General features: G+C 55.3%; 11 protein-coding genes and 2 tRNA genes. 1 reads left to right on the top strand and 12 read right to left on the bottom strand.

Features of this window, described 5'->3' with window-relative positions; genetic code table 11:
- Window position 1: 1 nt before the first annotated feature.
- A complete protein-coding gene (locus tag FB555_RS07070) occupies window positions 2-334 on the bottom strand; it encodes an antibiotic biosynthesis monooxygenase family protein (RefSeq protein WP_182484781.1) in 333 nt (110 codons plus the stop codon).
- 32 nt (window positions 335-366) lie between these two features.
- Window positions 367-633: a YdeI/OmpD-associated family protein gene (locus FB555_RS07065; RefSeq protein ID WP_246323647.1), complete on the bottom strand. Its 267-nt coding sequence runs from the start codon at window positions 631-633 to the stop codon at window positions 367-369.
- A 79-nt stretch (window positions 634-712) separates the two neighbouring features.
- Between FB555_RS07065 and FB555_RS07060 the strand changes: the two genes are divergently transcribed.
- Window positions 713-1,759 (top strand): DMT family transporter, encoded by a 1,047-nt coding sequence (locus FB555_RS07060; protein ID WP_182484780.1) that lies wholly within the window; start codon window positions 713-715, stop codon window positions 1,757-1,759.
- Window positions 1,760-1,876: 117 nt separating this feature from the next.
- Here FB555_RS07060 and FB555_RS07055 read toward each other — a convergent pair whose 3' ends face one another.
- The 10 genes from FB555_RS07055 to dnaN form a co-directional block, all read right to left on the bottom strand.
- Complete coding sequence (locus FB555_RS07055; protein WP_182484779.1) at window positions 1,877-2,617, bottom strand: metallophosphoesterase family protein; 741 nt, start codon at window positions 2,615-2,617, stop codon at window positions 1,877-1,879.
- 164 nt (window positions 2,618-2,781) lie between these two features.
- Window positions 2,782-3,516 carry an alpha/beta fold hydrolase gene (locus FB555_RS07050; protein ID WP_182484778.1) on the bottom strand — a complete coding sequence of 245 codons (735 nt, stop codon included), beginning with the start codon at window positions 3,514-3,516 and terminating at the stop codon, window positions 2,782-2,784.
- A 150-nt stretch (window positions 3,517-3,666) separates the two neighbouring features.
- Window positions 3,667-3,739, bottom strand: a tRNA-Ala gene (locus FB555_RS07045).
- A 34-nt stretch (window positions 3,740-3,773) separates the two neighbouring features.
- A tRNA-Ile gene (locus tag FB555_RS07040) sits at window positions 3,774-3,847 on the bottom strand.
- 55 nt (window positions 3,848-3,902) lie between these two features.
- The gene (locus FB555_RS07035; protein WP_182484777.1) at window positions 3,903-4,319 is read right to left on the bottom strand and encodes a DUF3566 domain-containing protein; all 417 of its coding nucleotides are present in this window, start codon (window positions 4,317-4,319) and stop codon (window positions 3,903-3,905) included.
- Window positions 4,312-6,951 (bottom strand): DNA gyrase subunit A, encoded by a 2,640-nt coding sequence (gene gyrA, locus FB555_RS07030; protein WP_182484776.1) that lies wholly within the window; start codon window positions 6,949-6,951, stop codon window positions 4,312-4,314. The genes FB555_RS07035 and gyrA overlap by 8 nt, the downstream gene beginning before the upstream one ends.
- The gene (gyrB, locus tag FB555_RS07025; protein ID WP_182484775.1) at window positions 6,941-8,914 is read right to left on the bottom strand and encodes a DNA topoisomerase (ATP-hydrolyzing) subunit B; all 1,974 of its coding nucleotides are present in this window, start codon (window positions 8,912-8,914) and stop codon (window positions 6,941-6,943) included. The genes gyrA and gyrB overlap by 11 nt, the downstream gene beginning before the upstream one ends.
- A 123-nt stretch (window positions 8,915-9,037) precedes the next feature.
- The gene (locus tag FB555_RS07020) at window positions 9,038-9,427 is read right to left on the bottom strand and encodes a DciA family protein (protein ID WP_246323646.1); all 390 of its coding nucleotides are present in this window, start codon (window positions 9,425-9,427) and stop codon (window positions 9,038-9,040) included.
- Window positions 9,428-9,573: 146 nt separating this feature from the next.
- The gene (gene recF, locus FB555_RS07015) at window positions 9,574-10,701 is read right to left on the bottom strand and encodes a DNA replication/repair protein RecF (protein ID WP_182484773.1); all 1,128 of its coding nucleotides are present in this window, start codon (window positions 10,699-10,701) and stop codon (window positions 9,574-9,576) included.
- Window positions 10,702-10,733: 32 nt separating this feature from the next.
- Window positions 10,734-11,879: a DNA polymerase III subunit beta gene (gene dnaN, locus FB555_RS07010; RefSeq protein WP_182484772.1), complete on the bottom strand. Its 1,146-nt coding sequence runs from the start codon at window positions 11,877-11,879 to the stop codon at window positions 10,734-10,736.
- Window positions 11,880-12,089 lie beyond the last annotated feature (210 nt).

Here is a 12,089-nt window from a genome sequence, read left to right as displayed (position 1 = left end):
CCTAGTTCGATTGGGAAAAACTCGCAGTCGCATGCTCGAGGTTCCCGTCGCCGTACACCCGCTCAACCTTGCTGATGATGACGTGATACCCGTCGTACCATTTCGCGTAATTGCGCTTAGCTTCCAGATGATCCGGATGCTGTGAGAAAACTCGCAGGCTCTCCATATCACTCCAATAGTACGTCGCGTTCTTCACGCGACCGTCTTGCGAAACCCAGGTTTCTGAGCCGAGGAACCCCGGAAGCGATCGGGCCACGTCCTCGATGAGGCCGTCAAGCCGGTAAAACTCGGCGTCATACGTGCCGGGCTGAAAGATAAACGCGGCTGAGTACATGCGTTTATTATCTCGCGCGGTCAGCGCCACTGTCACTTGCGAGAAGCCGGATCGTCCGCTCGCATGTAGAGACCGCCCTTGCCCAGCTCGTCCAGCATCTGGTTTAGGCGCTTAGCCCGAATGTCAGGATGGTCGGCGCGCGTCACCCACGCCACGTACTCATTGCGTTGATGGGGTGGTCGGTGATCAAAATCTGCCCGAAGTCCGGCTGATTCAAGGGCCTGCTTGATGTCGGGAGTCATCTCCACCGGCTTTCGCTTGAGGCGACCATTTTTGTCTCGCCGATTGGTGGAAGCCATACTTCCAGCGTAATCTCTTGCCGTGTGTAACGGGGGCCGTCGGAGCCTTCTTCGGTCCCGCCACTGCGATAGTAGGGGAATGAACGCTTTCAGGAACATCGGTGTACAAGCCGCTATAGCCTCCGCTGTACTTTTCGGAGCGGGGACTCCCTTTGCCAAGTTGCTCCTGGGAAACGTGAGCCCCTGGCTTCTCGCAGGACTGCTCTACACTGGTTCGGGAGTCGGGCTCATGGTGTGGCGAATGATTCGCCGCGCCCCGCGAGTGCGCATCCAGCGCCGGGAAGCCTTCCCCCTCGTCGGTGCGGTGTTCTTCGGTGGTCTCATCGCACCCGTACTCCTGATGGCAGGGCTTGCGAACATGCCGGCCTCTGGAGCGTCGCTCCTCCTCAATGCTGAGGCAGTGTTCACGGCCGTCCTTGCCTGGTTCGTGTTTCGCGAAAACTTCGACCGTCGTGTCGCTCTCGGAATGCTTGCCATTGTCGCTGGTGCGGTGGTGCTAAGCGTCCCCAACGGGGCGGACTTTGGGACGCCGTGGCCGGCACTGGCAATCCTTGGCGCGTGTCTGTGTTGGGGTTTGGACAACAACCTCACACGCAAAGTCGCACTCGAGGATGCGACCTGGCTGGCCGCCGTGAAGGGTGTCGTAGCTGGTCCTGTGAACCTTGGACTGGCGTTCGCACTGGGTGCGACCATTCCCAGTGGTTTGGCAATCACGGGTGCAATGGTCGTGGGCCTTTTCTCCTACGGAGTATCGCTTGCACTTTTCATAGTGGGGATGCGCCACGTAGGCACTGCCCGGGCAGGTGCCTATTTCTCTATTGCGCCTTTCTTCGGTGCCTTCATCGCCGTTGTGATGGGGGAACCGGTCACGTGGCCACTGGGAATCGCCGCCGCGCTGATGGCTCTGGGTGTGTGGCTCCATCTCACTGAACGACACGAACACACGCACACACACGAATCGATTACACACGATCACTGGCACTCGCACGACGAACACCACCAGCACGAGCACTCGGAGAGCATGACGGTGCCGGCCAGTGGCAAACATCGCCATGAGCACACCCATGCACCGATTACGCATTCCCACGAGCACTTTCCAGACGCACACCATCGTCACACCCACTAAGAAGCGCCGGATCTGCCGAATTCCAGTGATCGCACCGACCTACCTCGAGCCGAAGCATGACGTGTTCCGGATCTGGGTCCTAAGTAAAGAACGACCGAGCATCAAGGTCGGTTGTGCCTACGGCATTGTTCCAGTCATCAGTGCGTAAGCGACTTCAGGCCGATCCCGCAGCTTCGCAATGTTTGCTGCTGCTTCATAGTCATACTCGATAGCCCGGAACTCAACGGCCCATGATCCTGTTGAGTTGTCGAGGATTGCGTATGAGGCTTCGGGGGCACCTGCTTCCATGACATGTGGAAACGGTTTGTCATCGTCATAGGCGGGCCAGCCAACGCTTCCTGGATTGACAATCTTCAGACCAGTAGCCAATGTCACCGATCGTTTGAGGTGGGTATGCCCGCACAGGATCACGTCAAAGTTGGTCACAGTGTCCAGACGAGCAAGGATCTCCTCTTCTGATGCCGGACGGACACCCTTCTCTGTGACTGTTTCGAGTAGATATGTCAGGTCGTCGTGCGGAGTTGCATGAACCGCAAGGACCCCCGCCGTTATCTCAAGGCTGAATGGCAACGATTGGAGCCAGTCTCGATGTGCGTCCGTGAGTTCACCGTGCGCCGCCTGATCTGAACGGCTCATGTCCTCGTAGCAATCCTCGAGCAATTGACGCTCATGATTACCGCGAATCGTGGGGATGTTCCAGTCCATAAGTATGTCTGCGGTCTCCGCTGGCGAGACAGCACCCGAGAGTAAATCTCCGAGATTGATTGACAGGTCGATCGATTGGTCGGCTATATCGGCCATAACTGCTCGAAGCGCGAACGGATTACCGTGAACATCTGAAATCGCCGCAATCCTCATCGCTCCACGCTACCAGTGGGGTTGTTCCCTCTCGGTGTGGGCAGACGTACAACAAGGCTTACGACAACTTCGATCATCCGAGGGTCTGGCAAAAACAAAACACCCGCCATTTCTGGCGGGTGTTGAGTGCAATGGAACTAACCGTGGAGCCTAGTCTGTTCAAACTAGTTCGCGGTGATGCCTGCGATTACTTTTCCAAACTCAACCGGTGATTCCAACATCATCATGTGACCCACATTTTTTACTTCGGTGTAAGTACTTGCCTGTTCACGTGCCCAAATGGGTACATCCCAGCCCTTCCCAGAACGTTCACCAGCGATTAGGTTTACCGCGGTCGAGTCGAAGACTCTGTGAAGCATAGTTTCGAACTCAGCGGCACCAGTCACTCGGATGATTGCCTTTGCCGACTCCCATACGGTTCGCCATGGCTGAAAGGAAAGCGCACTTTCAGCGCTAGCGATGTTTCTCTCGGTTGTTGCTATTCCATCGCCTTTGAGAAATCCGATGGGGTCCTCGATTCGGGCATTGATTGCGAGTTTCGCAGATGCTTCGTCCAACTCAGCGATTGAGCGAGACCAGAATGCGTCTTTGAGAGTGAAGTTGCCCTCTACCGAAGTCACCGACGCGACGAGGTCAGGCGAATGATCCGCTACGGCAAATGCGTAAACCGCTCCAATCGAATGAGCCACGAGATGAACTGGACCATCTGTTGCTGCATGGCGGACATGTTCGTGTAGGACCTCCACCTGCCTTTCGAAAGTGACACTAGCATCGTGTTCGCTGCCATAACCGTAGAGGTCTGGGGCGGTTGCTGGCCCTTGTAGTTGGGCGAATGTTTCATCTTCACAGAACGAACCGAAGAGCCCGTGAACGAATACATAAGGTAGGGAATCGGTCATATAGCAATACTCGCACTATGGACGAGCTAATCGCCCGGTAACGCATTACATGTGGGTTACAGGTTTACGACAACGTCGGTCATCCGAGGGTCTGGCAAAAACAAAACACCCGCCATTTCTGGCGGGTGTTGAGTGCAATGGAACTAACCGTGGAGCCTAGGAGAATCGAACTCCTGACCTCCTGCTTGCAAAGCAGGCGCTCTACCAATTGAGCTAAGGCCCCGTAGTGCAGTTAAGTATCTCAGACGAGAAACTTGTGGGGCTACCAGGACTTGAACCTGGGACCTCTTCATTATCAGTGAAGCGCTCTAACCACCTGAGCTATAGCCCCTTTTTTGACCAAGGATGAGACTACCGGAGTTCCGGCGTTTGTCTAAATCGAGTCGCTATTGGTTTGTGAAACCTACAGACAAACCGCCCACGATTTTGGCCGACATATTGTAAATAATGGCGCAGACAGCCCCGAGAACAGTGATGATCACGAGATTGATGCCGGCAACCAAGGTCGAGAATCCAAGAACTGACCCGACCGAAATCACGTCTTTAATATTGAATTGTTGACCTCCCAGAACTTGACCGGCCACGGTGTTTGCTCGGTCGAAAATTCCTGTCTGGACAAAAACCATGTACAGCAAGAAGGACGCCACAATGACGACGATGGCCTGGGCCAAGCCGAGCAAGAAAGAGAGCTTCAAGGCCGAAAGAAAGTCGATGTAGACCAGCTTCAGACGAACCTGCTTCAGCTCAGGCCCTTTACTCGGCTTGGGGATCTTGCTCGAAAGCCTCTTCAAGGTGTTACTCATCAGCATCTTCTTCCCCTGTGCTTACGGCTTCATTATCCTCGACTACGTCGTTGTCCAGATCGGCCGCGACCGGGCTGACAGAATCGATGGCCGCTTCGTCTTGACCCTCGAGAGCATCTCCCGTCCCGGGGTCATCCTCGTCGAGATCAACGAGGTTGCGTTCAGAGTTCTTAGCAATGGCCAGAATCCGGTCTTCCTCGGCGAAACGCGCAAAGACAACGCCCATCGTGTCGCGACCCTTGGCGGGAACCTCAGCGATCGACGACCTCACGACCTTGCCCGACTCGAGAACGACAAGAACTTCATCATCATCATCCACGATGAGAGCGCCCACGAGATCTCCGCGGTCGTCGCTGAGCTTGGCAACCTTGATGCCCAGACCACCGCGGTTTTGCGTGCGGTACTGATCGACCGAGGTGCGCTTAGCGTAGCCGCCCTCCGTCACTACGAACACGTAGCCATCATTGGTGACCACCGATGCATCCAACAGCGTATCTTCGCCCCGGAAGTGCATACCGATAACACCGGATGTTGAACGGCCCATGGGCCGCAAGGCCTCATCTGTGGCTGTAAAGCGGATACTCATTCCCTTGCGTGACACCAGGAGGAGGTCAGAATCATCGTTCACGAGCAATGAGGACACGAGCTCGTCGCCCTCCCGTAGCTTGATGGCAATGATGCCACCGGAACGGTTGGTGTCGTATTCCGTGAGCGCCGTCTTCTTGATGAGACCATCGCGGGTGGCTAAGGCCAAGTACTGGGCGGCCTCGTAATCGCGAATATCAAGAATCTGGGTGATTTGTTCATCGGGAGCGAGCGCCAAGAGATTGGCAACGTGTTGCCCCTTGGCGTCCCGTCCGGCTTCTTGCACTTCATACGCCTTGGCACGATAAACGCGACCGGTATTGGTGAAGAAGAGAAGCCAGTGATGCGTGGTGGTAACGAAGAAGTGCTCCACGACGTCATCGGCCCGCAGCTGAGCGCCCTTGACACCCTTGCCGCCACGATGCTGACTGCGGTAGTTATCGCTTCGAGTACGTTTTACGTAACCCCCACGGGTAACCGTGATGACCATCTCTTCTTCAGGGATGAGATCTTCCACGCTCATGTCGCCGTCGAATCCAAACATAATCTCTGAACGACGGTCGTCGCCGTACCGATCCACAATGTCGGTGAGCTCTTCGGTCACAATGGTGCGCTGGCGAGCGGGGTCAGCCAGAATGGCGTTGAACACCGCAATCTGGCCTTCAATCTCGGCGGCCTCGTCCATAATCTTTTGAGTCTCAAGAGCCGCCAAACGACGCAGCTGCAATTCGAGAATTGCGCGCGCCTGAAGCTCATCAATCTTGAGGAGGCCAATCAATCCATCACGAGCGTCCTCAACCGAGTTGCTCGCGCGAATCAACGCAATGACCTCATCCAGAGCCGACAGAGCCGCGAGGTAGGCCCGCAAGATGTGGGCACGCTCCTCTGCCTTGCGCAGCCGGAACTGCGTGCGGCGAACAATGACATCGATCTGGTGATTGATCCAGTGGGTGATGAATCCATCGAGGGCCAGGGTACGAGGGATGCCGTCGACGATGGCGAGCATGTTCGCGCCAAAGTTTTCTTGCAACTGCGTGTGCTTGTAGAGGTTGTTGAGAACAACCTTGGCAACCGCATCGCGCTTGAGCACGATGACGAGACGCTGACCGGTTCGACCACTGGTTTCATCGCGGATATCGGCGATGCCCGTGATCTTCTGATCCTTGACGAGATCGGCAATCTTGATGGCTAAGTTGTCGGGGTTGACCTGGTACGGAAGCTCGGTGATAACCAAGCAGTTGCGGTTCTGAATCTCTTCTACCGAAACCACGGCGCGCATCGTGATGGAACCACGGCCCGTGCGGTACGCGTCTTGAATTCCTTTGATCCCAAGAATCTGGGCGCCGGTAGGGAAGTCGGGCCCCTTGATGCGTGCGATGAGAGCTTCGAGAAGCTCCTCGCGGGTGGCGTCCGGGTTGGCGAGCGCCCACAGAGCGCCAGCGGCAACCTCACGAAGATTGTGCGGAGGTATATTCGTGGCCATACCAACGGCGATACCAACGGATCCATTAACCAAGAGATTGGGAAAACGCGCGGGCAAAATAGCGGGCTCTTGCGTGCGACCGTCATAGTTGTCTTGGAAGTCGACGGTGTCTTCGTCAATGTCGCGCACCATCTCAAGGGCCAGAGGGGCCATCTTGGTCTCGGTGTACCGGGGAGCCGCGGCGGAGTCGTTACCAGGAGAGCCGAAGTTGCCCTGGCCGAGAGCCAACGGGTAACGCAGGCTCCAAGGCTGAACCAATCGAACAAGCGCATCGTAAATCGCGCTGTCACCATGGGGGTGGAACTGTCCCATGACGTCGCCGACCACGCGGGCGCACTTCGAGAATGCTTTGTCCGGGCGGTAGCCGCCGTCATACATTGCGTAGATCACGCGGCGATGAACGGGCTTCAGCCCATCACGCACGTCGGGAAGCGCACGCCCGACGATAACGCTCATCGCATAGTCGAGATAGGAGCGCTGCATCTCCAGCTTGAGGTCAACCTGCTGAACGCGGTTGCCTCCGTTCTCGTCGGTTGTTGTCGTCTTATCGATGCTAGATGTCAAGGAAACGCACGTCCTTCGCGTTCTGTTGGATGAAGTTACGTCGTGATTCGACGTCTTCCCCCATCAGGGTAGAAAAAGTTTCATCGGCGGCAGCGGCATCTGCCAGGGTCACTTGCAACAGGGTCCGAGTTTCGGGGTTCATCGTGGTGTCCCACAGTTCGCGGTAGTCCATCTCACCGAGGCCCTTGTAACGCTGGATTCCATTGTCACGAGGAATCTTCTTGCCGTTGGCCTGGCCTTCAACCAACATGACGTCGCGTTCTTCGTCGCTGTAGACATATTGATGAGCGGCGTTCGACCATTTCAAGCGGTACAACGGTGGCTGCGCCAAGTAGACGTAACCCAGATCCACGAGGGGTCGCATAAAACGGAAAAGCAGGGTCAGCAACAAGGTCGTGATGTGCTGGCCATCGACATCGGCATCCGCCATCAAAACAATTTTGTGGTACCGAACCTTGTCGCCGTTGAACTCTTCACCAATACCACCACCGAAAGCGGTGATCATGGCCTGAACCTCGTTGTTGCCGAGGGCGCGGTCAAGACGTGCCTTTTCGACGTTGAGAATTTTGCCACGGAGGGGCAAGATGGCTTGGGTCTCGGGGTCGCGACCCTGCACAGCAGAACCACCGGCGGAGTCACCCTCGACGATGAAAATCTCGGAGAGTCGGGGGTCTTTGCTCTGACAGTCCTTGAGCTTGCCAGGCATTCCGCCACCCTCAAGCAGACCCTTGCGGCGAGCAGTCTCACGGGCCTTTCGAGCTGCCATGCGAGCGGATGCCGACAGGAGCGCGCGGCGGATGACTTCTTTTGCCTGAACAGGGTTGCGCCCGAACCAATCATTGAGGTGATCGGTCGCAATACGCTGAACAAATGCTTTGGCTTCGGTGTTACCCAGTTTCGTCTTGGTCTGGCCCTCGAACTGAGGTTCGGCAAGTTTGATGGAGATAACGGCCGTCAAGCCCTCACGAACATCGTCACCCGAGAGGTTTTCATCCTTTTCCTTCAGGATGCCCTTCTCGCGAGCGTACTTGTTGATGAGTGTGGTGAGCGCGGCACGAAAGCCCTCTTCGTGGGTTCCGCCCTCATGCGTGTTGATCGTGTTCGCATACGTGTGCACGCTCTCGGAATAAGCGGTCGTCCACTGCATCGCCACTTCGAGGGCCATTGTCTTATCTGGATCTTCGGACTCAAACGAAATAATCTCGGGGTGAACGACGTCGTTCTTCTTGATGTCGTTCAAATACTGAACATAGTCAACAAGACCGTGTTCATACATGTACGAGACAACTGTGTGGTTGCCTTCTTCATCGGTTTCACGCTCGTCGGTCAAGGTGAGGCGCAACCCTTTATTAAGGAAGGCCATCTGCTGGAAACGCGCGCGAAGGGTCTCGTAGTCGAACTCCACCGTTTCGAAGATGTCCGGGCTCGGCCAAAACGTGATCGTCGTTCCCGAAAGATTGGAGGGAGCACCCTGCGCCAGGGGGGCATCCGGCACGCCATTTTGGTAGTGCTGAGTCCAGACGAACCCTTGACGATGAACCTCGACATCGAGGTCACGCGACAACGCGTTTACGACAGAACTACCGACACCGTGGAGACCACCCGACACCGCGTAGCCGCCGCCGCCAAATTTTCCACCGGCGTGCAGGATTGTTAAGACGACTTCTACCGTGGACTTTTTTTCGACGGGATGCTCGTCTACAGGAATACCGCGCCCGTTGTCGATTACACGGATACCGCCGTCGGCACGCATGAAAATTTGAATGTTGTCACAGTGACCGGCCAAAGCCTCGTCTACGGAGTTATCAACAATCTCAGAAACAAGGTGGTGGAGACCGCGGGGGCCGGTGGACCCGATATACATTCCGGGGCGCTTGCGAACGGCTTCTAGGCCTTCAAGAACTTGAATATTGCTTGCGCCATATTCGCTTTCGGAAGTGGCCTTCTCAGACTCAGCTGACATATGTATCGGTGGCTCCATATCCGTCACTTGATGACCCTTCAGTCTACCAAGTGGAAGGCCCCAGGTGGGGGATAAACGGCCGCGTGAGACGTTTTTTATGGCCCGGTGACCTGTTTTGCGTTCCTACCCGTAAGTATCGCGAGGGCCGCGCCCTGGAATTGATCTGGGACCCCTTTTCCAGGAGGGTGCGTTAGGCCCCTGAAAGCGAATCCCTGTGACGTCAGCCTCGGGGAATTTTTGCAGGATTTTTGTCAGAATCTCCGAACTCATGAGCCTGAGCTGTGTTGCCCACGCTGTCGATTCACACGCAACCGTGAGCGTATTGTCCTCAATAGCCACTGGATTTGTGCGCGCCGCAATGTCGGGGCCGACAACATCCGCCCACGAAATAATCAGTTGAGACTTGGCCAGTGTCGAACTCCACCCAAGATCTGCGGTGAGATTCTCGAGTACAGATCCCAACCCGCGAGGATCTCGGCCCGGAGTAAATGGTGCTTCTCCAGGCGCGTCCATGTTGCGGTATTGCCGGGGGCCACCTTTCCGGCGTGATTTAAATGGGACCCCCGTCGCCTTCGATTTGAGGCGCTCATACATTGACGAAGATTCGTTTGCTTCCGCGGATTGTTTCACGTGAAACATCTCTGGCGTTTCTTCGTCGGTCATTTCAATGCCCGAGCAATCGTTCCGCGCTCAACTCTGAAGACGTGCTGGAGGAGGGCCGCCGGCACGTCCTCCACAACAGCCGCTGTGATGAATATTTGCTCAAAATCACTGACCGCGCTCGCAAGGCGCTCGCGACGCGACGCGTCGAGCTCTGCGAAGACGTCATCCAAAATCAGAATGGGGTCCCCGAGCACAGATTCGGCGCGGAGGAGCCGAGCCGCACCGAGGCGAAGGGACAGTGCAAACGACCAGGTTTCACCATGGCTGGCATAGCCTTTTGTAGGCAACGAGTTGAGGGAGAACTCAACATCATCACGGTGGGGGCCATAGAGTGTCATTCCGCGCTCGACCTCTGTAGCGCGGTTCGAATTGAGAACCGCAAGAAACGCCTGCGTTGTCTGGTCAATAGTTGAGTCACCGAGTGGGAGTAGAACGCTTTCTTTCATTAACAATTCCGGATGATGGTCCGCGCCAGCAATGGACTCGTACGCAGCGGCAACAGGCCCGGCCAAATCGCGAACGAGCCGTTGCCGCTCGACCATAATTTCTGAACCGAGTGTCGCCAACCGATCGTCCCAAATATCTAGGGTTGACAATTTTCCCACAGAGGCTTCGGAGAACCTGGCAGTTTTGAGGAGAGTGTTTCGTTGTTTGAGAGCGCGCTCGTAGTCACTCAGAATTGAGGATAACCGTGGGGTCCGCGTGACGATGAGTTCATCCAGAAAACGTCTTCGGCTAGCCGGGTCTCCCCGAATCAGGAGAAGGTCTTCGGGGGCAAATAGAACGGTCGCAATGTAGCGGGGAAAATCACGCAACCGGGCCGTCGAACGGTTGAACTGCGCTTTATTAGGGCCCTCACGGTTCAACTGCGCTTCCAAGAGAATTTGCCGGTCATCGTGCGCCAGGTGCACGCGAATTATCGCGGCGTCTTCCCCAGTTCGAATCATCGCGCTTTCCGTGCTGGAGCGGTGAGACCCCAAAGTGGCCAAAAAGTTAATGGCTTCGATCAGGTTCGTTTTTCCTTGACCGTTGGACCCCACCAGAACAACGCATCCTTGTTCGATAGTAATATCTGCTTCGGCATAGTTGCGAAAATCTCGAAGACTAATCGAACTCACTCGCATGTAAAAACTCTCAGCGTGAGGGAACTAATGCACTAACGCAACAGCAGGTTCGGCTGCAGAAGGTAACGATAAGGATTCTCAGAGTTGCTTTCTTTCGATGTCTGACTCGTAATCAGAACGGGTCCTGGCTTGCCAGGATTATCTACCGATGTAAAAGCGATCCGCGTGAATTCAGAATGGACCGCGCCCAAACCATCCAGTAGAAAATCTGGCTTCAAAGAAACGACGACCTGGGCAGGACCAGTAATGGCAGCATCAATCGTCTCGGATGCTTGTGCCTGTTCGCCGCCGATAGCCTCCAGTGTGAGCGAGTTGTTTTCAAAGGTGAAACGGAGAGCAGCCTCACGCTCGACCACCAATTTAACGCGTCTCGTAGCTTCAATGAGATCACTCGTACTAACGACCGCGTAGTTCTCGACGGTTTCTGGAAAGAGCCGCTTGACCGGGGGGAAATTCCCCTTGATGAGAAGTGACGTCACCGTTTTGTTGTCGGCGGTGAACGCAATTAGCTCGCGGTCATCTTTACTCGTGATCGAAATTGAAATATTGCCGCCGTGACCAAATGTCTTGCCAATTTCTTGAATTGTTCTAGCGGGGACGAGAGCAGCAATATCGCCGTCGCCGTTGCGTGATTCCCAAGGAATATCACGAATGGCAACACGATAGCGATCGGTGGCAATCATGGAAAGATTCGTGCCCGAGATTTCAAGTTGAACCCCGGTAATGACGGGGGTGACATCGTCGCGTGAGGCGGCTACGGCCACTTGAGCAACAGCGGCAGCAAAGTCTTCGGCGGGTATAACACCGGTTTCACCCTCAACCTGCGGAATTGTGGGATATTCATCGACCGGCATGGAGAGGAGCGTGAAATTGGCCTGTCCACAGCGAACGTGAATCCGTGAATCAATCGTCTCAAATGTGACGGGCGCATTGGGGAGCCTATTGGCGATTTCTGACAAGAGTCGGCCCGAAACGAGTGCTCGACCTTCACTTTCAATAGTCGCGCTGATTTTTGTTTGAGTAGAAACCTCATAGTCAAACGAGGAAAGCACAAGACCTTCACTCGTGGCCTCAATAAGGACACCACTCAGGATCGGCAAAGTGGTTCGGGCGGGAAGGAGCTTTACTGCGAAAGAGACAGCTTCACTGAGAACATCTCTGTTGACCTGGAACTTCACTGTCTTAACCTCCTGTTTTTCTCCCGCTGAGGGGTGAGCTTCATGCTATCGGTGTTGGTCGGCATCCACTGGGGCGCGGGAGCCTCCGGAGTAAATGTCATCCTCATGTCATCTCTTTAATAATTAACTCTTTATTCTTATTAACCACTGTGGATACTGTGGATAACTTTGTAACTTTCCTGTTGGCTACAGGGAACTACAGATTTGTAA

The organism is Alpinimonas psychrophila (assembly GCF_014137865.1).
Taxonomy (GTDB): Bacteria; Actinomycetota; Actinomycetes; order Actinomycetales; family Microbacteriaceae; genus Alpinimonas; species Alpinimonas psychrophila.
This window is presented reverse-complemented; position numbering and strand designations above follow the sequence as displayed.

Bases quoted from the DNA above. Each gene is read 5' to 3' on its own strand.
- FB555_RS07070 (WP_182484781.1), bottom strand. From the start codon at position 334: ATGTACTCAGCCGCGTTTATCTTTCAGCCCGGCACGTATGACGCCGAG.
- FB555_RS07065 (WP_246323647.1), bottom strand. From the start codon at position 633: ATGGCTTCCACCAATCGGCGAGACAAAAATGGTCGCCTCAAGCGAAAG.
- FB555_RS07060 (WP_182484780.1), top strand. From the start codon at position 713: ATGAACGCTTTCAGGAACATCGGTGTACAAGCCGCTATAGCCTCCGCT.
- FB555_RS07055 (WP_182484779.1), bottom strand. From the start codon at position 2,617: ATGAGGATTGCGGCGATTTCAGATGTTCACGGTAATCCGTTCGCGCTT.
- FB555_RS07050 (WP_182484778.1), bottom strand. From the start codon at position 3,516: ATGACCGATTCCCTACCTTATGTATTCGTTCACGGGCTCTTCGGTTCG.
- FB555_RS07035 (WP_182484777.1), bottom strand. From the start codon at position 4,319: ATGAGTAACACCTTGAAGAGGCTTTCGAGCAAGATCCCCAAGCCGAGT.
- gyrB (WP_182484775.1), bottom strand. From the start codon at position 8,914: ATGTCAGCTGAGTCTGAGAAGGCCACTTCCGAAAGCGAATATGGCGCA.
- FB555_RS07020 (WP_246323646.1), bottom strand. From the start codon at position 9,427: ATGGACGCGCCTGGAGAAGCACCATTTACTCCGGGCCGAGATCCTCGC.
- recF (WP_182484773.1), bottom strand. From the start codon at position 10,701: ATGCGAGTGAGTTCGATTAGTCTTCGAGATTTTCGCAACTATGCCGAA.